20 protein-coding genes are annotated in these 18,621 nt (G+C 58.5%); 14 read left to right on the top strand and 6 right to left on the bottom strand.

All coding sequences use genetic code 11. The features are described 5' to 3' along the window. Positions 1-33: 33 nt before the first annotated feature. The gene (locus HEQ18_RS01435; protein ID WP_432815232.1) at positions 34-951 is read left to right on the top strand and encodes a DNA N-6-adenine-methyltransferase; all 918 of its coding nucleotides are present in this window, start codon (positions 34-36) and stop codon (positions 949-951) included. Between the two features lie 86 nt (positions 952-1,037). Continuing rightward, the gene (locus tag HEQ18_RS01440) at positions 1,038-1,781 is read left to right on the top strand and encodes a hypothetical protein (protein WP_432815233.1); all 744 of its coding nucleotides are present in this window, start codon (positions 1,038-1,040) and stop codon (positions 1,779-1,781) included. 323 nt (positions 1,782-2,104) lie between these two features. Here HEQ18_RS01440 and HEQ18_RS01445 read toward each other — a convergent pair whose 3' ends face one another. After that, the gene (locus tag HEQ18_RS01445) at positions 2,105-2,758 is read right to left on the bottom strand and encodes a Crp/Fnr family transcriptional regulator (protein ID WP_432815234.1); all 654 of its coding nucleotides are present in this window, start codon (positions 2,756-2,758) and stop codon (positions 2,105-2,107) included. 82 nt (positions 2,759-2,840) lie between these two features. Here HEQ18_RS01445 and HEQ18_RS01450 point away from each other — a divergent pair, with 82 nt between their 5' ends. Continuing rightward, complete coding sequence (locus tag HEQ18_RS01450) at positions 2,841-3,686, top strand: sterol desaturase family protein (protein ID WP_432815235.1); 846 nt, start codon at positions 2,841-2,843, stop codon at positions 3,684-3,686. A gap of 140 nt (positions 3,687-3,826) precedes the next feature. Here HEQ18_RS01450 and HEQ18_RS01455 read toward each other — a convergent pair whose 3' ends face one another. The 4 genes from HEQ18_RS01455 to HEQ18_RS01470 form a co-directional block, all read right to left on the bottom strand. Further along, positions 3,827-5,272 (bottom strand): PepSY domain-containing protein, encoded by a 1,446-nt coding sequence (locus tag HEQ18_RS01455; RefSeq protein ID WP_432815236.1) that lies wholly within the window; start codon positions 5,270-5,272, stop codon positions 3,827-3,829. 37 nt (positions 5,273-5,309) lie between these two features. Then, positions 5,310-7,469, bottom strand: a complete 2,160-nt coding sequence (locus HEQ18_RS01460) for a TonB-dependent receptor (RefSeq protein ID WP_432815237.1) — start codon at positions 7,467-7,469, stop codon at positions 5,310-5,312. 151 nt (positions 7,470-7,620) lie between these two features. Continuing rightward, a complete protein-coding gene (locus HEQ18_RS01465) occupies positions 7,621-7,749 on the bottom strand; it encodes a hypothetical protein (protein WP_432815238.1) in 129 nt (42 codons plus the stop codon). Next, on the bottom strand, positions 7,746-7,979 hold the full coding sequence (locus HEQ18_RS01470) for a GTP-binding protein (RefSeq protein WP_432815239.1): 234 nt from the start codon (positions 7,977-7,979) through the stop codon (positions 7,746-7,748). The genes HEQ18_RS01465 and HEQ18_RS01470 overlap by 4 nt, the downstream gene beginning before the upstream one ends. Before the next feature lie 96 nt (positions 7,980-8,075). Between HEQ18_RS01470 and HEQ18_RS01475 the strand changes: the two genes are divergently transcribed. The 5 genes from HEQ18_RS01475 to HEQ18_RS01495 all read left to right on the top strand — a co-directional run bounded on the left by HEQ18_RS01475 (position 8,076) and on the right by HEQ18_RS01495 (position 11,350). Further along, complete coding sequence (locus HEQ18_RS01475) at positions 8,076-8,462, top strand: MerC domain-containing protein (RefSeq protein ID WP_432815240.1); 387 nt, start codon at positions 8,076-8,078, stop codon at positions 8,460-8,462. Between the two features lie 68 nt (positions 8,463-8,530). Continuing rightward, entirely contained in the window at positions 8,531-8,887 is a 357-nt protein-coding gene (locus HEQ18_RS01480; protein WP_432815241.1) for a hypothetical protein, read from the top strand. A gap of 34 nt (positions 8,888-8,921) precedes the next feature. After that, the gene (locus HEQ18_RS01485; RefSeq protein WP_432815242.1) at positions 8,922-9,575 is read left to right on the top strand and encodes an ABC transporter ATP-binding protein; all 654 of its coding nucleotides are present in this window, start codon (positions 8,922-8,924) and stop codon (positions 9,573-9,575) included. Then, positions 9,575-10,834, top strand: a complete 1,260-nt coding sequence (locus tag HEQ18_RS01490; protein WP_432815243.1) for an FtsX-like permease family protein — start codon at positions 9,575-9,577, stop codon at positions 10,832-10,834. Before HEQ18_RS01485 ends, HEQ18_RS01490 begins: the two co-directional genes overlap by 1 nt. Before the next feature lie 9 nt (positions 10,835-10,843). Then, complete coding sequence (locus tag HEQ18_RS01495; RefSeq protein ID WP_432815244.1) at positions 10,844-11,350, top strand: DUF3299 domain-containing protein; 507 nt, start codon at positions 10,844-10,846, stop codon at positions 11,348-11,350. A 25-nt stretch (positions 11,351-11,375) separates the two neighbouring features. Here the strand turns inward: HEQ18_RS01495 and HEQ18_RS01500 are convergent, their stop codons facing one another. Next, the gene (locus tag HEQ18_RS01500) at positions 11,376-12,578 is read right to left on the bottom strand and encodes a hydrolase (protein WP_432816025.1); all 1,203 of its coding nucleotides are present in this window, start codon (positions 12,576-12,578) and stop codon (positions 11,376-11,378) included. Between the two features lie 135 nt (positions 12,579-12,713). Here HEQ18_RS01500 and HEQ18_RS01505 point away from each other — a divergent pair, with 135 nt between their 5' ends. Genes HEQ18_RS01505 through HEQ18_RS01530 form a run of 6 tightly spaced genes read left to right on the top strand, consistent with a single transcriptional unit; the run spans position 12,714 to position 18,596 of the window. Then, on the top strand, positions 12,714-13,679 hold the full coding sequence (locus HEQ18_RS01505) for a CobW family GTP-binding protein (RefSeq protein WP_432815245.1): 966 nt from the start codon (positions 12,714-12,716) through the stop codon (positions 13,677-13,679). Position 13,680: 1 nt separating this feature from the next. Continuing rightward, complete coding sequence (locus tag HEQ18_RS01510) at positions 13,681-14,715, top strand: WD40 repeat domain-containing protein (RefSeq protein WP_432815246.1); 1,035 nt, start codon at positions 13,681-13,683, stop codon at positions 14,713-14,715. After that, on the top strand, positions 14,712-14,897 hold the full coding sequence (locus HEQ18_RS01515) for a DUF1289 domain-containing protein (protein WP_432815247.1): 186 nt from the start codon (positions 14,712-14,714) through the stop codon (positions 14,895-14,897). Before HEQ18_RS01510 ends, HEQ18_RS01515 begins: the two co-directional genes overlap by 4 nt. Further along, positions 14,894-15,715, top strand: coding sequence for a nickel permease (locus HEQ18_RS01520; RefSeq protein WP_432815248.1), 822 nt, complete (start codon positions 14,894-14,896; stop codon positions 15,713-15,715). The genes HEQ18_RS01515 and HEQ18_RS01520 overlap by 4 nt, the downstream gene beginning before the upstream one ends. Then, positions 15,712-18,108, top strand: coding sequence for a M1 family aminopeptidase (locus HEQ18_RS01525; protein ID WP_432815249.1), 2,397 nt, complete (start codon positions 15,712-15,714; stop codon positions 18,106-18,108). Before HEQ18_RS01520 ends, HEQ18_RS01525 begins: the two co-directional genes overlap by 4 nt. Further along, positions 18,105-18,596, top strand: a complete 492-nt coding sequence (locus HEQ18_RS01530) for a DUF6702 family protein (protein WP_432815250.1) — start codon at positions 18,105-18,107, stop codon at positions 18,594-18,596. Before HEQ18_RS01525 ends, HEQ18_RS01530 begins: the two co-directional genes overlap by 4 nt. Positions 18,597-18,621 lie beyond the last annotated feature (25 nt).

An 18,621-nucleotide genomic window follows, 5' to 3' on the forward strand; every position in this document is an offset into this window, starting at 1 on the left:
AGTGTTAAACAATGCTCAGTATATGATACCATTATGGATCACATATTAGTCAAAGAATTGAAAGAAGCGCGGCGTTCTTGCGGGCTGTCTCAGGCAATGCTTGCGGCAAGGATTAATGTCGAACCACAGGTGATCAAGCGCTTGGAAGCCGGCATTGGGTCTGTGGCCACGCTTGTTGCCGCCAAAGCGGCGCTGGATTTCCACCTCAATGGTATCGGACCTGGCCGCACGCTGGGTGACCAACTACGAGGTCGCCGACTAAGAAAGGGCTTATCACTCGAAGCATTAGCGAGGCGGACCAAGCTGTCTCGTGCGACCATTGCCAGTCTTGAACAAGGCAACGGGTCAGTGCGCAGCTTGCTGCGCCTGTTGTCAGTTATCGCACCCAATGCGCGGAGGCGCGCAAAGGAGCGGGCTTTCTGGGGCGCAGGCGACAAGTTTGACCGGGATAGCCGGTTTACGCCACCAGACTTTATGGAACATATTTATGCTGCCTTTGGCGAGATCGACCTCGACCCTTGCGCCCATCTTTTAAGTCCGGTCATCGCCCGCCGGCGCATTATCCTTAGTGAAGGCGGCGACGGCCTGGTTGATGACTGGTCGGGGCGGCTGGCGTTCATGAACCCACCGTTTTCTGCGTTACTTATTTGGTTGAAGCGAGCGTTTGCTCAGTGGCAAGCTGGCAATATCCAGACGATAGTCTGCCTTGTGCCCGTCCGATCAGATTCAGCCTGGTTCCACGAAACGCTAAGCCCCGTTGCTGATATCTACTTGCTACAGGGGCGCGTCCGATTTCTTGGTAGTGAGGGCAAGGGCCAGCCTACACCCTTCTCACTCATGCTGCTGACGTTGGGCGCATCAACAGAACAAAGGGAGCGCTTTGCATCGCTTGTGCCGGGATTTTGGATGACGCGGGCGCCGGATATGGCCATCCCGTCAATAACGGCGTGATTGCTGCAAGCAGCCTAAGTGCATGATCACATTGCATCGGTTTTGATCCTGCATTCGCAGCATCACCGGGGAAAAATGACACGCAAATGCAGGCCAATGGCGAAGCTGACGACGCCGCCAATAGCGCCGGTAGCCAATCTGCCGCTAAATCGTCCGGTAAGTTTGGAAACTCGGCCGCTCCTAGAAATACGGCAAGTTCAGCCAAAGATAAGTCCTCTGGTGTCTGCCCAATGCCGAAAGCGAACGATTCGTCGACTGACAGTCTCGGCGAGTCAAATAATGCTGATAAGAGCGATCGCAATGTGGATGGCGCGCCAACAAACGACGGAGTGAAGCTGGTCGATGATGGCCGCACGATTCCAAGACCATTGATGGAAGAAAGCCTTCGCGAGCCAGTGACGAAGGTCGCTCAAGGTGCTTCTGGCGCCGACGAGGTTGCCGGGCAGTTGTATGCTGAACCAGAGGTCAAAACGCTGGCCGCGCCCGTCGTGCCCAGTTCGGCTACATCGTCGGGCGGACCAGATAAAGGCTTTGCGCCATTGCCGAGCCTTAAAGATCTGAAGTCCAACGATAGCACAATGTCAGGTCCTGCTCAGTCGCTGGCAGAGACATTGAAGCCAACCACAGACGAGCATGACGCGCTGATCCATCGCTTCGAAACTGCTCGCGATGATAAAGAACGAGTTGCAGCGTTGATCCGAGCCGACAAAATTGCCCTTGAACGAATGGTTCTGCGCAATGACCCGGACTGGATCACCATTGATCGACAATATAAAAATCAGCAGCAAATGGCTGGGCGAGTGCGGGGAATAGGAGGAGTAGGAAGGTAGGTAATGACGCTAAAAGGCACCAACTGATCAGTCCGCTGCCTGATCACGGCTTCATGACGCGCGACGCCCACGGTGCTTTGCAAGGGCAAATTGGATATACATAGCAAAGCCATTCAAATGTATTCGTCATCTGACGGCCGCCGAGCGCGTACCGGCAGATGCCGCTAACTTTTCGGCCGTTCCAGCGTACGGACAGAGCTCCCTAAACCAGACATTCGTTCAGGCCGCCTCCACCATTCAAAATGGCCGATCTAGGACCTTCTGCGTTTTGCGATTGAGCCGCTGCCTTTGCGAAATGGGGCATTCGCGCCGATCCGCCGTTCCTATGGTTCGATCCATGTCAAGGCATCCGCGTTCGTCACATAAATCTGGCGATAGCCAAGCCGGATCAGTCCGGCGCGCGAAAGCCTGTTGAGGATCGCCCCCATGGTCACACGCGAGACGCCAACATAATTGGCCAGCGCTTCCTGCGTTATGTGCAGTTCCGGTCCGTCGCGGGTGACCATGTCTTTAAGCAGACGCTTTACCCTGTCTTCGGCAGACAACGCTCGGTCCCCGTTAATCCGGTCGAGAGCCGTGCGCAACTGATGGGCGAGCGATTTTAACAGCCAGCGGGCAAAAGCGGGTTCCGCATCCAGAAGCGTATTGATCGCTGCGGTATCGACGCGAACCATGACAACGTCGGTTTCGGCCACAACATCCACCTGCCGCGAGGCACCGGTGAAGTGCGCCAGTTCGCCGAACAGGTCGCCGGGGCCAAGCACGGCAAAGATCGTCACGCCGCCTTCTGCGCCGAAACGACAGACCGAGACGTTACCGGACTCAATCAGCCAGAACCCGTCCGTCTTATCGCCCTGCTGCTGGATCATAGCCCCGGCATCAAAACGGCAGCGTTGCCCGGCACGCACCAACAGCGTCGCCATGTCCGCATCGGCCTTGGTCGGGGCCATGTCCGATAATTGATAAGTCCTTTGCATTCTTGCCCTGATTGTCGGTTTATGCAGCGATTCGCAAGCGGGAAGAGGCCAACATCATCGCCCGCCAAAGAGGAGAGTGGACGTGGAACCGGCAACCATCATCGTCATCGCAATCTTGCTGGCATACGGCCTGGCGGAGTTCCTGCGCTCCGATCTTTTTTCAAAGAAGGAGCAATGCCGCAATGATGGCATTACCGAAGCAATTTCCACCTTCATGCTGCTGATTGTCACGCAGCCGCTGATCATCGCCTCGGTTAGCCTGCTAGGAAGCCGCTATTTCCCCGAATATCAAGGCGCGCTGAGCAGCCTCAGTGCTTGGGCCGTGATCCCGCTGTTCTTGGTGCTGGATGACATGATGCAATATTGGTGGCACCGTGCGTCGCACAGTTTCAGCTGGCTGTATAACCTCCACCGCGCCCATCACAATGCCCGCTATATGAGCGTGCGGCTCGTCTACCGGAACAACATCATCTACTATGCGATGATGCCCAGCATCTGGTTCTCGGCGGCACTGATCTACCTCGGGCTGGGCTGGGTCTATTCTGGATATCTGATCGTCAAGCTTGCGGTCATCACCGGCGCGCACAGTGACGTCAAATGGGATGAGCCACTCTATCGCATCCCTTGGCTGTCCCCGGTCATGTGGTTGGTGGAACGCACCATCTCTACGCCTGCGACGCACCATGCACATCATGGCCGCCACGCCGATGATCCGGCGGTCAATTACAAAGGCAATTTCGGAAATCTGCTGTTCTTCTGGGATGTGCTGTTTGGGACAGCGAAAATCACCCGCAGTTATCCGCAAAGCTATGGCGTGGAACATCTGCCCGACGCGACGCTGGGCCAGCAATTACTGTGGCCGATTTTCAGCGAAAACAAGGATATCGACCGCAACGTGCCGGGGGCTTCACCTCAACGAACTAGATAAAACGAAAAATTGACCTTCGATGCAGTATGCCTTTGTCGTAACAGATTCTGGGCGACTGGGCCGAGGCTGACAAGCCAACCAAGGCGGTAAGCGCAAGCGCGGCGGACGTCTTCAGGTGCAGGATCATGGATACTCGCTTTCTAGGAGTGATTGATAATTGCAGCAGATGGAGCCTTGCGAGGGCGGCGCAGCCTGCGCCAGCCGACCACGACCGCCGTGGCAGAACTGATCAGGCCGGCGATCGACATCAGCCAGATCAGCACGTCGCGAGCGGGCGGCGTTCCCAGCAACAGGTTCAGATCCCAGCGGTGGAACAGGTCAAACAGCCAGCGATAGACGCGGCGCTTCGCGTCCGCTTCGCCGAGGATATTTCCGCTTGCCGGATCGATATGGACCCAGGTTGCCGCCTCATCGGCAAACTTCACCCGCAGTACCGGCAGGTGCGCCTCACCGCGCACTGCGTACCAATAGGCGTCAGGCCGGGCCAGCATGTCAATCGCGGCAACCGGGACACCGGGCACAAGGGCCGTCGAACGTTCTGCGATGCGATCATGATCGGGCCGGAGCGGCAGGAGGGTGTCGGCGGCCAGGAGGCGATCTTCTGCCCCCGGTTGCTGCAAGCGCAGGAATGGCCGGTCGGCGGCGGATTGCCAAACAAGCCGGTGTGCCTGCGGTGCAGCCTGGACGAGTAGGCCAAGGTCGGAGGCAGGCAGCGGAGTTTCGCCGGCATAGGCCTGCAAGGCCTCAGAGCCGATCCCGTCGCTGGCAAACAGCCGGAACGGATCGACAGACAACCACCCGGAGAAGATCCACAGCAGCAGAAAGGCCGAACCGACCAGGCCGGTCACATGGTGCCACTTCATCCACCCGCGATAGGGCGTCATTCTCCCGCCCTTGAAGCGTTTGCGTCCGGCACGCACGCGCATCAGGCCGATCCAGATGCCAGTGATGGCAGCCAGAATGCAGGGACCCGAAACCCACATCACCACTTGCCGCCACAAGGGCTGTTCCTCACGCAGCGCCCGCGGATAGAGCCAGTGCGGCACCGAGCCCAGCCAGTTCCAGAATCTTTCACCCTGCGCGGTATCGAGCGCGACTTCGCCCGTGCGGGACGAGACATAGAGCACCCGGCCATTGTGGCCCCTCAGCTCCGCCTTCCACAGCGGCCGGTGCTGTTCATAGCGCTCGGCCACAGTCCACTGGTCGCTGTGGATGGCCCACATGGCAGTGACAGGGGCCTTGCCGAAGCCAGCGGCGATGGCTTGAGCCTCGGCCTCTCCTGCTCTGCCCGCAGGCTCACCAGAGTCGGCCCAGACCGAGAATGGTGCCGCTTCCCAAGGGCTCAGCCGCCAGACCGGCCTATCGCCGCGCATTTCCAGCGCGATCTGCCGCAGCGGCGTGTCCACCACGGGGGGCTGGGTCACCTGCTCCCAGGCAATCGGGTCGAGGCCCGCCAGCCTCTCTTCGGAGTCAAGCGAGGGGAAGGGTACGTAAAGCATGACCAGGCCAGAGGCGAACCACATGACCAACAGCAGGCAGGTGGCAATGCCGATCCACCGGTGGACCAGATAGAGCCATCGCTTCACGGCATGCCAGCCCACCGCAGTTCACCTGTCCCGCGGGTCAGAAGCTGGCGCGAACAGCGACGTCGAACGAACGCGGCCGACCCAGAATCCACTGTTCGTCGCCATAAGTGCTGAATGCGTAATCCTCGCCGAACAGATTGTAGACGCGAAGATCCAGCGCGACGTTCTGTGTGAGGGCATAGCTCGCACCCAAGTCCACGACAGTGTAGGACGGGACGCGGAAGGCGTTGGCATTGTCGGTGAAGCGCCGTCCGACATAGCGCAGGTTGGCGCGGGCCGAGAAGCGGCTGCCGTCGCTCCAGCGCAGCTCCGCATTGGCCGCCGCCTCGGGCACCTGGGGCGGGGTCCGATCGTTCAACCCTGCGAATTCATCGAAATTGGCATCAAGCACAGTGCCATTGGCCGAAAAGCCAAAACCGCCCGGAAGTTCCAGATCGATGCTTGCCTCTATCCCCTGCGATGAGCGCTGCCCCACCTGATCGATCGCTCCGCCCGGCACGTTCTGAGTGAACAGGTTTTGCTTGACCAGACGATAGGCCGCCAGCGTGAAGCTGCTGCGCCCGTCCATGAACAGGCCTTTCACCCCCGCCTCGTACTGATAGCCATCAGCATAGGTCAGCTGGAACTGTGCCGCCGATGTAGCAAAGGTGGTCAGCGTGCCGAGCGGATCGACGGCGGTCGCATATTGCGCATAGAGCGACAGGTTCTCGTTTGGCTGGTAAACCGCGCCGACCCGCCAGGTGGTGCTGGACAGGTTTTTGAACGCATCCTGCCCACCGTTCAGCGCCGGTGTTTCGCCTGTGATGACGCCACCGGTATAGACGAAGTTGAAGCGGCCCGTTTCATTCTCTTCATGCCGGATGCCGGCGACGATCGAAATCTGTTCGGACAATTTCAGCTGGTCTTCGGCATAGATGGCCCAGGTCGTTGTCCTGGTGCGGTAACGTGGCAGCAGTCCAACGGTATCGAGGAACAGCCCCGGATTGAAACCGGTCAGTGCCACTTGGTCTTGCTGCGGAACGGAGGCGAACATGTGAGAATAGTTCAGCTTGAACTGGTTCAGGTCGTAACCGATCAGGAGGTTGTTGCTGGCCCCGCCGCCAAAATTCTGCGCGAAGGTCACATAGCCCTGACTGCCGAACTGGTCGGCATCATGGATAATCCCGAAGTTGTCGGATCGGGCGATCAGGCCCGGACCAGTACCGCCAGCGGGCGGAACCCAGTCATAGGTCTCCAGATTGCGCCATTTGCGATTGCTGGTGATGTAATAGGCCGTGTTCGCGATGCTGACAGTATCGCTCACACCCCAGTCAACGGTCAGCGCGGTGCGATTGTCGCGAAACCGCATTACGGCATCGCCGATGTTATAGTTCTCGCGCCGGATCGACGTATCCAGTTCGCCGTCGATCAGCGGCGTACCGAAGTAGCGCACCGGATTGGCGTTACCGAAATCGTTGCGCAGGGTGACGGTGAGACTGTCGGTCGGGGTGAATTCGAGCGCGCCCGAAATCGCCAGATTGTTGTTGTCACCGCGATCGACGAAACCATCGGACTGACGATAACTGGCATCAACGCGGAAAGCGAACATCTCGCCCAGCGGGCCGCCTGCACCTGCCGCAACGTTCCAGCTGTTCTGCGAACCGTACCCGACTTGCCCCTCCAGTTCGAAGCCCTCGGAATTGGGGCTCTTGGGAATCACGTTGACCACACCGCCGAGCGCGCCCTGGCCGAACAATACCGAGGAAGGACCGCTTAGCACCTCGATCCGTTCAACGTTCCATGGGTCGGAGGGAAAGGTGATCGTGCCGTTGTTGGGGAACAGGCGCAGGCCATCGTACAACTGCAATACCGAACCTTGCCCGTTGAACCCGCGCACCGCGAAAGTCAGCCCGCCATTGCCGGGATTGCCGTTGTTCGTGATGCCCGGAGCGCGCGAGACAGCATCTACGATGGCGATATCGCCGCGCGCGCGAATGTCATCACCCGTGACCACGCTCACCGTCGCCGGAGTTTCCAGCACGCTTAGCCCAAGGCGTGATCCGGTCGCCGCTTCCGACGTCAATATCTGCTCGCGCTGTGCTGTCACGATAATGCTGTTATCGCTGTCGGAGCTCTCGGCATTCGCGGCGTTCGGCAGGACAGCTGTCAATGCAATAAATGATAGGCTTGATGCCCGGGATAAAGTGGTCCGGTTCACGATTGGTCCTTTTCAGCAGTCAGTTGTCTTGGAAGTTGAGGGGAGGTGGCAGACGCCTGAACCCTGCCGCTTCTGGTCGACAGGTTAATTACGGTAATGGCATCGGGTGTAACGGTTACGCGCGTCCGTTCCTGCTGGACTGGTGCACGGGCTAACCATGCTGCGCGCTGCTTGCCGGCCACCGCCCTCGACGCCACGCCAACACGACGACGGTAAGCCCCATGGCAATGCCAAGCATGGTATAAGCTGCATCGTTCATGCCGAAGTCTGGCTGGATCATGCCAAGCGCGGCATAACCCGCCATACCGAACGACATTGCCACGATGGTCCAGCCTCGCCACCACGCACCAGGTCGGCGTCGATATTGACCTCTGACATATCGTTGACGATCACCGCAACACGCTTGCTTTCGCGGTTGACAAGGATGTGGTTGAGTAGCGTGGTTTTACCCGCACCGAGGAAGCCCGAAAGCACAGTTACTGGAAGGCGCTTGTCATTTTGGGGTGGCATAAAGACTCCGAGAAAGGATGTTATGTTATATCATTATATTCTAGACGGAGTCGATGTATTGCGCAACCTATTGATTCGCACTTCGCAGGACCGAGGATGAAGACGATCTCCAAAAACTGGCTCGACGGAATGGCGCTGGGTGCATCCGGCCTGTGCTTGCTGCATTGTCTCGCGCTGCCAATGGCCATCGCGCTTCTTCCCGCAGCAGCGGTGCTGGGCAACACCACCGAGCAGTTGCATATCTGGATTCTGGCCACCGCCGTTCCGACCAGCCTGTTTGCCCTCGTTACCGGGGCGAGGCAGTCAGGCCAAATCATAGCGCTGATAACCGGCTTTGCGGCACTGCTGCTGCTGGTCGCCGGCTTGTTGCTCGAAGAGGTAACAAGCATGGCGGTGGTCGTGACGGTTCTCGGCAGTGTGCTCCTTGCATACAGCCATATCACCAATTGGCGCATGCGGAATGGCGCGGCTGCGAAGCGCTAGAATCCGGCCAGAAATTGCTGGCTTTCCGAGTGTTATGCTGTAACATCGCATGATATAGGAGTCGGTCTATGAAAGCGCTCATGTTGGTTGGTGCCGTCATTACGGCTTTTTCGGCACAGGGCGCGGTTGCCTGTGATCGGGAAGCTGGCTTGGGTGGCCGCTTCTCGCCATTTTATGCGATGGCGCATAACGCGGGCGCGCCGCAGCAACCGGAAGGCCCGTTCCAATCCGAGCCAGTTCGCAGTTCAATGGCTTTTCAAGGCCTGATTGCGAAGGAAAGGGACGCATCAGCGGCTGATACCGAAAAGCAGGAACAGCCTGCGCAGAGCAGCGACAATGTTGAAACATCTGTTCCTGCGGAGGTTGCCAAATCAGAGTCGGACACCGTCGTGAGCGACAGCCCGTCGGAAAAGGTCACCGCCTGACCATTTCGTCCCTAATATGATCAACGACGCCCATATGGCAGTGATCGCTGCTAAATCGCTATGTTACCGCGTGGGCGGTCGTCTCATTCTTGACGACCTCTCATTTTCGCAAGCTGCGGGCGAACACCTGCTTATCCTTGGCCCATCGGGCGCTGGCAAAACGAGCCTGATCAATCTCGTTACGGGACTGGCGACACCGACAGCGGGCGAAGTTCACGTCGCTGGCGAGCCGATGTCGCAACTATCCGGCACCGCTCGTGACGATTTGCGCCGCCGAACGATCGGGGTTGTCTTCCAGTCGCTGCGGTTGGTCTCGGCGTTATCGGTGCGGGCGAATTTGCGTTTGGCCCAGCGTCTCTCGGGCGCACCGAGGGATGAGGCGGATATTGCGCGCCTGATTGACTCGGTTGGCATCGCCCACCGCGCCGATGCGAAGCCGCGCAACCTGTCGCAGGGTGAGGCCCAGCGTGCAGCGATCGCGCGTGCGCTGGTTGGCAAGCCGAAACTGGTCATTGCCGATGAGCCGACCTCTGCACTTGACGATGCCAATGCCGAAAATATTGGACGGCTGCTGCTGGAAACGGCGGAGGCCAATGGCTCGACATTGTTGATTGCAACGCATGATGCCAGGCTTCGGACATATTTGCCGAACACGCTTGCGCTTAGCGCCTTGGCCGGAGCGGATTGATGCTTCGGCTTGCTCTTGCTTATCTTAAGGATCGGTCGCTCACCACCGCGCTCAACATCCTGCTGCTTGGGCTTGCGGTTGCCACGCTGGTCATCCTGCTGTCTTTCTCGACCCAGCTCGGCAACCGGTTTGAGCGCGATGCAAAAGGGATCGATCTTGTCGTGGGTGCCAAAGGCTCGCCCTTACAGTTGATCCTGTCGAGCATTTATCAGATTGATGTGCCCACGGGAAATATCCCGCTCGAAAGTATCGATCTTTTGCGCAACGACCCAGCGGTAGAGTCTGCAATCCCGGTGGCATTGGGCGACAATTTTCGCGGGTTCAGGATCGTCGGGACCGAGGCTGCCTATCTCGACCTATATGGGGCCAAGCTCGCACAGGGCAGGGTTTTTGCAAAGGAGCAGGAAACGGTTATCGGTGCCGCTGTGGCCCGCGACCTGGGCATGGGTCTGGGGCAGCGGTTCGTCGGTTCGCACGGCCTTGAAGCGGATAGCGAGGCGGGCGAGCATGACCATGCTCCGTTTACCAATGTCGGAATTCTTGCACCGACCGGGACAGTCATTGATCGCTTGATCCTGACGCCCGTTGAAAGCGTCTGGGATGCGCATGGGATCGAACATGACCATGCGGCGGAGGAAGGACATGGGCATGACGAGGGTGCGCACAACCATGATGAGAAGCCCAAAACACTGACCGAGCGCGGCGAACTGAAGCCTGAGATTACCGCACTGCTTGTATCCTATCGCTCAGCCTTTGGCGCGGTGCGCATCCCGACGATGGTCAATCGCCAGACCGCAATGCAGGCGGCTGTTCCAGCTACAGAAACCGCCCGGCTGCTCTCGTTGCTTGGGGTCGGGATCGACGGGGCGCGGCTGTTTGCATGGTTGCTTGCGATCACGGGTGGGATGTCGATTTTTGTAGCTTTGCTCAACGCAGCACAAGCGCGCGAGGGCGATCTCGCGCTACTTCGCGTGATGGGAGCAACGCGTGGTTCGGTGTTTGGAACAATCCTTTCCGAAGGGCTGGTCACTGCCATAGCGGGCATCATCATTGGTTTCATTATCGCGTTCGGGGCGATGGCGCTTGCTGTGTCGAGCTTTATGCAGCTCGGTGACCTCGGCGTCGATCCGTTCAAGTTCCATCCAGCCATGCTGGGTATAGTTGGCGGCGTTTTGGGAATAGGCCTGATCGCTGCGCTCATCCCTGCGCTCAGAGTGTTCCGCACCGACCTTGCGGCCACACTCGCGCGCGCCAGTTAGGAGAGAGTTATGCGTATTTCCTTTGCAACGATCTGTGCTTTCGCACTTGTCGCGACGCTTCCAGCATCGGCGGCTATGCAAAAAGGTGGGCGTGCGCCGGATCCCAAGGTTGCCGACGTCTGGAAGCCAGCCAAAACTCCGCCCGGGGGGACGTCGTGGACCCTGCTGCAACAGACCAAACTGAACGACCGCACCGACAAGAAAACAGGCGTGATCTATACCAAGCCCATCTTCCCCGCTGGCGTGAAAGCGCTTGATGGCAAGACGATCAAGGTCGCAGGCTGGATGATGCCATTAGAAAACGGGAAGTCGCAAAAACGCTGGGTAATGCTTGGCTACCCGCCCGGTTGCCCATTCCACATGCACGCGCTGCCCAACCAGTTCATCGAAGTATTGAGCCCTGCGGGAGTGCCAGTCAATGAGACTAAGGTTCATATCATGACCGGCACCTTGAAACTCACCGGATACGACGAAAGCGGTATATTCTATCAGTTGAGAGGCGCAAAACCCGGTTAATGCTTTTGGTGGCGGCGGGAGGCCTTCATGCGGGTTGCTGCTCAGCTAACCGTAAGATGGTGAGCGCCGAAAGCTGGGCGCGCTCGGCGAGGGAATCGATAATCAGAAATTCCTGATCCGAATGAATCGCGCCGCCGCGCGGCCCCATTGTATCGACCACAGGAACGCCGCATGCGGCGATGTTGTTGCCATCGCACACGCCGCCGGTTGCCTTCCACGCGAGCTTCAGACCCAGAGCCGTGCCACAATCGCGGACAAGTTCGAACAGCTTGTGCGCCTGCGCATCGACCGGCTTGGGCGGGCGATTGAAGCCGCCATGCGTATGACAATGCACGCCATGTTCGCGTGAAATCGCAGCAACCGTGTCGTGCAGCATGATTTCGGCCGCACGCATTTCCTCGGGGTTGGCGGGGCGCATATTGACCCGCAGGATCGCGTAATCGGGGACGATGTTATTGGGGCCGCCGCCGTCGATCCGCGCCGGGTTGACCTTGAGGCCGGGAGTCTTTGATGCCGAAAGCCGTAGCGCCAGATCAGCGGCTGCAAGCAGCGCGTTGCGTCCGTCCGTGGGATTGCGCCCTGCATGTGCGGCACGGCCATGCACCATGATCGAAAAATTGCCGCTTCCCGGTCGTGCACCGGCAAGCGTGCCATCAGGCAGCGCCGGTTCATAGGTCAGCGCCGCAGTCTTGCCATGCGCAAGTTGGGCGATCAGGCAGGCCGATGCGTGGCTGCCGGTTTCCTCGTCCGAGTTGATGAGGACATCATATCCGATGCGATCACGCAATGGTGAACTCTCCACAGCGCGCAAAGCTGCGAGAAGAACTGCGAGGCCGCCTTTCATGTCGGCTGTTCCGGGGCCGTTGAGGACACCAGGCTCCAACCAGCGGAGCGTCTGGAACGGATGATCGGCGTCGAAAACCGTGTCCATATGGCCCGTAAAGAGCAACTGAACAGCGGCGTTGGGCCGGACTTGGAGGTGAAAATGCTCGCCCCGCTCGATCTGCCGGATCGTGCCGTTCGTATCGACGAATTCAATGGGATCGGGGTTCACCATCTTCACCTCGCCGGGCAACGCGGCAAAGGCATCGGCTAACATGCTGGCTATCGTCTTCAGGCCGGCCAAATTCGTCGTCCCGCTATTGACGGACGCCCATTGCTCGACCTGTGCGAGCATTGGCTGCGCAGCAGCGATTTCCAGAATTTGCCGCTCATGAGGCTGCACCATCTTCTCAATCAAATTTCATCTCCGGTATGTGCCTGCCGCGTGCGAGATTTACGTCTTCCTCACGCAGCTTTTGCTGGACATCGCGCCATTATGCAACAATATATCATCTCATCCTTATCGAACGGACTCGCGAACATGAATCCTCAGAAAATTCCCGTCACGGTTCTGACCGGCTATCTCGGTGCGGGAAAGACGACGCTGCTCAACCGTATCCTCACCGAGGATCATGGCCAACGCTATGCCGTCATCGTCAATGAGTTTGGCGAAATCGGCATCGATAACGACCTGATCGTCGATGCCGACGAGGAAGTGTTCGAAATGAACAATGGCTGCATTTGTTGCACCGTTCGGGGCGATCTGATCCGCATTATCGAAGGGCTGATGAAGCGGCGCAATCGCTTCGATGCGATCATTATCGAGACTACGGGGCTTGCCGATCCGGCCCCCGTTGCCCAGACCTTTTTCGTCGATGACGATGTCGCCGCACGGTCTCGTCTCGACGCAATCGTGACTTTAGTTGACGCAAAGCATGTGCTGGCCCGCCTTGAAGACAGCCATGAAGCCGAGGAGCAAATCGCCTTTGCCGATGTGCTGCTCCTCAACAAAACCGATCTGGTCAATGCGCAGGAACTCGAAGAAGTGCGTCAGCGCATCCGCGGGATTAACAATCAGGCGCGGCTCTATGAAACGGTGAATGCCCAAGTACCACTTGCCGAAATTCTAGGCCAAGGTGCATTCGATCTCGACCGCATCCTTGAAATAGAGCCAGATTTTCTGGGTGAAGACGACCATGAGCATGACGATGCGATCACCTCGGTTTCGGTGAGCGGGGCGGGCGCAGTTGACCCGAAGCTTTTTCTTCCCTGGCTACAGAATCTCGTTGCCGAACAGGGGCAGGACATTCTGCGACTTAAAGGGATATTGGCCTTTCCAAACGAACCCCGCCGTTACGTCGTCCAAGGTGTGCATATGCTGGTATCAGGCGATTTGCAGGATCGCGAATGGCGCGCCGACGAGCCCCGTAACAGCCGCCTCGTCTTTATCGGCCGCAACCTCGATCAAGAGGCACTGACCACATCTTTTGCCACATGTATGGCATAGGATGCAGGCGGTGATTGCCGAGGCCGACCAACTCGTCGATGATCGGGGACGGCGTCTTAGTTACGACGAACCGGTGTCAGCAATCGCGTGGCGCGGCGACGAGGCATGGATCGGCCTCGGCAGCGGCAGCATCGTTGTCGAGACGCCTGCAGACTATAGATCGATGTTCGCCGTGCATGATGGTGCTATACTCTGCGCTGCGCCGCACCCGGACGGAAGCGGCGTGCTGACCGGCGGTGACGACGGCCGACTTGTTCTGACGAGACCCGATGGCACCAATTCAGAATTTGGAAACTTCGGCTCACTCTGGGTCGAGCATTTGGCGGCGAGCAAAGAGTCGGGTATCGTGGTTGCGTCGGCGGGGCGTCAGGCCATCGTCTGGTCACGCGGATCGCACCAGGCTGCGCATCGCTTTACGTATCCCTCTACGGTTTCCGGCATCGCACTCGACGCCAAGGGGAAGCGGCTTGCTGCGGCACATTATTGCGGCGTTACCCTCAATTACGCACTTGCGGCGGACGGCACCCCAAAGCCGTTCTTCTGGGCTGGCTCCCACTTGTCCTGCACATTCTCGCCTGACAGCCGCTTCCTCATTTCCTCGTTGCAGGAAACCGGACTTCACGGCTGGGTGATTGCGACCGGACACGATATGCGGATGAGCGGGTATCGCGCAAAAACACGCAGCTTTTCGTGGAGTATGAAGGGCAAATGGCTCGCCTCAAGTGGGGATGACGCAGCGATTGTCTGGCCCTTCAGCGGCAAGGACGGACCGATGGGATCGTCACCAGTCTTTATGGGGCCAGGCGGGAGCATCGTCACCCATGTCGCCTTTCATCCCTATGATGATGTGCTGGCGATTGGTTATGCCGATGGCGCGGTGGTGATCGCCCGGATGGGTGAAAGAGGTTATATTCCGGTTCAGCAAGCAGGGTCGCAAGCGATTGCGGCTCTGTCATGGAATGCTTGCGGCAATTGCCTTGCCTGGGGCGGCGAGGATGGCCTGGGCGGCATCGTTGATGTTGAGCGAGCGCGATGAAGTCACCCTGCAAGGACATTTGCATTTTTGATGCGACGACGGGCTGGTGCATCGGCTGCGGTCGCACCTTGCCTGAATGCCGACGTTGGAAGCGCGCCAAGCGCAATCGGTTGGAAAAGATCAGCGCTGAACTTCCTGCACGTCTTTCAGCACTGGCGGCACGGGGGGTAGCCATAGGATGATCGATTTTCCCGTCCTTGAATCAGCCTGGGCGCTGCTGTTCATCCTTGGCCTGCGCCACGGTCTTGACCCCGATCATGTCGCGGTGGTCGATAATCTGACTTTTCGTGCTGCCGACGAACGGCCTCGGCTGGCACCTTGGGTCGGAACTTTGTTTGCAATCGGCCACAGCCTTTCAGTGGCGATCGTTGCAATCATTGTGTCTTCCCTGTCCGGGCTGTTCGAAGCGCCAGCATGGATCGGCCCGCTTGTCGATTGGGCGGTCGTCGGACTGTTGTTGCTGGTCGGAATACTCAACCTGCGCGCACTGCGATCCGCCGCGACTTATCGGCCCATCGGGTGGCGGCAAGGCCTTGTTCCGCAAGCCCTTCGACAAACCTCGCACCCTGCGGCCATCATCGCTATTGGCGCAATTTTCGGGTTGGTATTCGATACAGTGACACAGGCAGCGGCTTGGGGTGCAGCGGCTTCGGCGGGCGGAGGGCTGCTCGAAACCCTTGCTGTCGTGGGTGTGTTCGCCGCCGGAATGATCCTGACCGATACGGCGGATAGCCAGATCGTGGCAAGACTACTTCGCACACGCGGCAGTGCGACAAGGGTCACACGTTATCGCCGTGCAATCGGTTGGTTGATCGTCGCATTGTCGTTCGGAATGGCCGGATATGCGTTCCTGACGATGCTCGCCTCGGACTATGAATTGTCAGACGCTGCTTTTTCCGGACTTGGGGCGGCTATGGCAGGAACTGTCATCCTGTTGCTTTGGATTGGCCGAAACCGGGGAGGGCTTCGGAAAATGGGGACTGAGGGGACGGGTCATTGAGAAGGACATTTAAGGTCAGAGCGATAACGCTTGGCATCGCACTGATTGGTGCCGGCCCCGTAATGGCTAACCCGACAGAGCAGTCAAAGTCTGGTCCCGTCGACAAATTCCGTCAGCTGGAAGGCGAAGACTGGCCTGCCCCGAACGATTATCGCAACGCCGCCGGTGCGCCCGGTTTTCGCTATTGGCAGCAAAAGGTGGACTATGATATCCGCGCCCGTCTCGATGAACCAAAGCGGACGATAACGGGTTCCGCCACGGTCAAATATCGCAACAATTCGCCCGACGCCTTGCCCTATCTCTGGCTGCTGCTCGATCAGAATGAGACAAAGCGCGATTCGATTGCCGAGCTGACAAGAACGATTAGCGGCGAGAAGGTTAGTCTGGGTGAAATCCGCCGTGCCAAACGGATGCAGGAATGGGAGGGCGGTTTCACCATCACCGCCGTCCGCGATGCCAATGGTAAGTCACTGCCGTTCAGCACAACCGACAGCCTCTTGCGGATCGAGCTTGCTGAAGCGGTCGCAGCCAATGGCGGCGAAACGGGGTTTAGCATCGATTGGTCTGTGCCGATGATCGAAACGAAGGTGGTTGGCGCTCGCTCCGGCTATGAATGTTTCACGCAGGCGGGAGAAGACGGCAACTGCCTGTTTGAGGGCGCCCAGTGGTTCCCGCGGCTGGCGGTTTATTCGGACTATGAAGGCTGGCACAACAAGGCCTTTTTGGGCGATGGCGAATTTACGCTGGAGTTTGGCGACTACCGCGTTGCGCTGACCGTCCCCGCCGATCATGTGGTCGCCGCGACCGGTGAAATCCAGAACCCTGAGACTGTCCTGTCCGCAACGCAACGCGCCCGACTGTCGCAGGCCAGAAGCGCGAAAGCGCCGGTCTATATCGTCACACCTGAGGAAGCCGTCGCCGCCGAGAAAGGCCGCGCGACCAGCGAGAAAACCTGGGCCTTCGCTGCGGCCAATGTGCGCGATTTCGGCTGGGCATCTTCGCGTAAATATGCGTGGGACGCGATGGGCGTAAAGCAGGACAGCGCCGAACAGCCGCTCGTCATGGCAATGTCCTTCTTCCCCAAGGAGGCGAGGCCGTTGTGGGATGCTTACTCCACCAAAGCGATTGCCCATACGATCGACGTCTATTCGCGCTTCAGCTTTGCCTATCCCTATCCTACCGCGCAATCGGTCAACGGTCCGGTCGGCGGTATGGAATATCCGATGATTTCGTTCAACGGACCGCGTCCGATCAAGGACAAGAAAACCAGTAATTTGACCTATACCGAGGCGGCCAAATATCGGTTGATCGGCGTTGTGATTCACGAGGTCGGACATAATTATTTCCCGATGATCGTCAATTCCGACGAACGGCAATGGACCTGGATGGACGAAGGGCTGAATACCTTTCTGCAATTCCAGGCCGAAAAGCTGTGGGACAAGGATTTCCCATCGCGGCGTGGCGAACCCAAGGCGATTGCCGAATATATGCTCTCGCAAAATCAGGTGCCGCTGATGACGCAATCGGACTCATTGTTGCAATTCGGCGCCAATGGCTATGGCAAGCCCGCGACCGCACTCGTTATCTTGCGCGAGACGATCATGGGACGCGAATTGTTCGACCGGGCATTCCGCGAATATTCCATGCGCTGGCGGTTCAAACGACCGACGCCTTACGACTTCTTTCGCACGATGGAGGAGTCTTCCGGGATCGATCTCGACTGGTTCTGGCGGGGATGGTTCTACTCGACCGATCATGTCGATATCGCGCTCGACAAGATCGTGCGTGGCCGGATCGATAGCGGTGCACCCGACGCCGAAGCCGCAGAACGCCGACGGGTCAAGGACAGCGAGCCTAAGTCGCTGACCGCTTCGCGTAACGACGAACCCACCATTGTCGATCGCGACCCGGCAACCCGCGATTATTACAACGAAACCGATGAGTTCACGGTGACCGACTTGGAGCGTCGCAAGGCGAAAGCAGCCGATGAGCCGCTGACGCCCGAGGAGCGCGCTGCACGGGCTGTGAAGGATAACTTCTATCGTTTTACGTTCCGCAACGCGGGCGGCCTTGTCATGCCGGTCATCGTCAAGATGGAGTTTGCCGACGGGACAAGTGAAACCGTTCGCATTCCAGCCGAAATCTGGCGGCACGATCCCAAAAAAGTGGTCTGGCAATATGTGACGACAAAAGTTGTGACCAAGGCCGAGCTCGATCCGCTCTGGGAAACCGCCGATGCCGACCGTTCGAACAATGTTTATGCCGGACGCATTGAAACCCAGACATTGAAGATCGAAACACCCGAAGAAACGCAAAACAGAATGAAGGATGACGATCTCAAAGTTCTTCCTGACAGCTTGCGGACCTACCCCGCGCCACCGCCAAAGCCATGAAGAGCCTTTGGTCGTCCCTGCTGTGCGCTTTGCTGGTCCTTATGGTGTCACCTGCCGCAGCGCATCGCGGGCATGACGCGCTTTCGGTTGTTACGCTCGCGGCGGACGGTGGTGTTACAGTTTCGCATCGGTTTGAGGCGCACGACATCGAGCCGGCGCTCGCTCAAATTGCCCCCGACGCACAACCGAGTCTCGACGATCCCGATGCGCAACAGGCGCTGATCGCCTATGTCGCGGCCAATTTTCGGATGGCGACTAACGATGGGCCGATCCGGCTTGCAGTGAGTCATGTCGATTTCGGCAGCGATATTGTCCGGATAGAATTCAGCGGCAAGGTGCGCAATCCGGTGCGCCGCTTGGGCATTGGCTCGCGGCTTCTGAACGGTGTTTACCGACGCCAAGTCAATCAGGTGAATGTGCGCTTCGGCAAAACGGTCCGCACATTGACGTTTGTCGACGACGATGAGCAGTTTGTCGATATAAATTGAGTTCGAACAAACGGTAGGGGTTACG

The organism is Sphingorhabdus sp. (genome assembly GCF_050921905.1).
GTDB lineage: Bacteria > Pseudomonadota > Alphaproteobacteria > Sphingomonadales > Sphingomonadaceae > Sphingorhabdus_B.

Coding starts and splice junctions, on each gene's coding strand:
- HEQ18_RS01510 (WP_432815246.1), top strand. CDS start 13,681: ATGCAGGCGGTGATTGCCGAGGCCGACCAACTCGTCGATGATCGGGGA.
- HEQ18_RS01515 (WP_432815247.1), top strand. CDS start 14,712: ATGAAGTCACCCTGCAAGGACATTTGCATTTTTGATGCGACGACGGGC.
- HEQ18_RS01530 (WP_432815250.1), top strand. CDS start 18,105: ATGAAGAGCCTTTGGTCGTCCCTGCTGTGCGCTTTGCTGGTCCTTATG.
- HEQ18_RS01490 (WP_432815243.1), top strand. CDS start 9,575: ATGCTTCGGCTTGCTCTTGCTTATCTTAAGGATCGGTCGCTCACCACC.
- HEQ18_RS01485 (WP_432815242.1), top strand. CDS start 8,922: ATGGCAGTGATCGCTGCTAAATCGCTATGTTACCGCGTGGGCGGTCGT.
- HEQ18_RS01495 (WP_432815244.1), top strand. CDS start 10,844: ATGCGTATTTCCTTTGCAACGATCTGTGCTTTCGCACTTGTCGCGACG.
- HEQ18_RS01440 (WP_432815233.1), top strand. CDS start 1,038: ATGCAGGCCAATGGCGAAGCTGACGACGCCGCCAATAGCGCCGGTAGC.
- HEQ18_RS01480 (WP_432815241.1), top strand. CDS start 8,531: ATGAAAGCGCTCATGTTGGTTGGTGCCGTCATTACGGCTTTTTCGGCA.
- HEQ18_RS01465 (WP_432815238.1), bottom strand. CDS start 7,749: ATGATCCAGCCAGACTTCGGCATGAACGATGCAGCTTATACCATGCTT.
- HEQ18_RS01500 (WP_432816025.1), bottom strand. CDS start 12,578: ATGGTGCAGCCTCATGAGCGGCAAATTCTGGAAATCGCTGCTGCGCAG.
- HEQ18_RS01435 (WP_432815232.1), top strand. CDS start 34: ATGGATCACATATTAGTCAAAGAATTGAAAGAAGCGCGGCGTTCTTGC.
- HEQ18_RS01475 (WP_432815240.1), top strand. CDS start 8,076: ATGAAGACGATCTCCAAAAACTGGCTCGACGGAATGGCGCTGGGTGCA.
- HEQ18_RS01505 (WP_432815245.1), top strand. CDS start 12,714: ATGAATCCTCAGAAAATTCCCGTCACGGTTCTGACCGGCTATCTCGGT.
- HEQ18_RS01470 (WP_432815239.1), bottom strand. CDS start 7,979: ATGCCACCCCAAAATGACAAGCGCCTTCCAGTAACTGTGCTTTCGGGC.
- HEQ18_RS01445 (WP_432815234.1), bottom strand. CDS start 2,758: ATGCAAAGGACTTATCAATTATCGGACATGGCCCCGACCAAGGCCGAT.
- HEQ18_RS01520 (WP_432815248.1), top strand. CDS start 14,894: ATGATCGATTTTCCCGTCCTTGAATCAGCCTGGGCGCTGCTGTTCATC.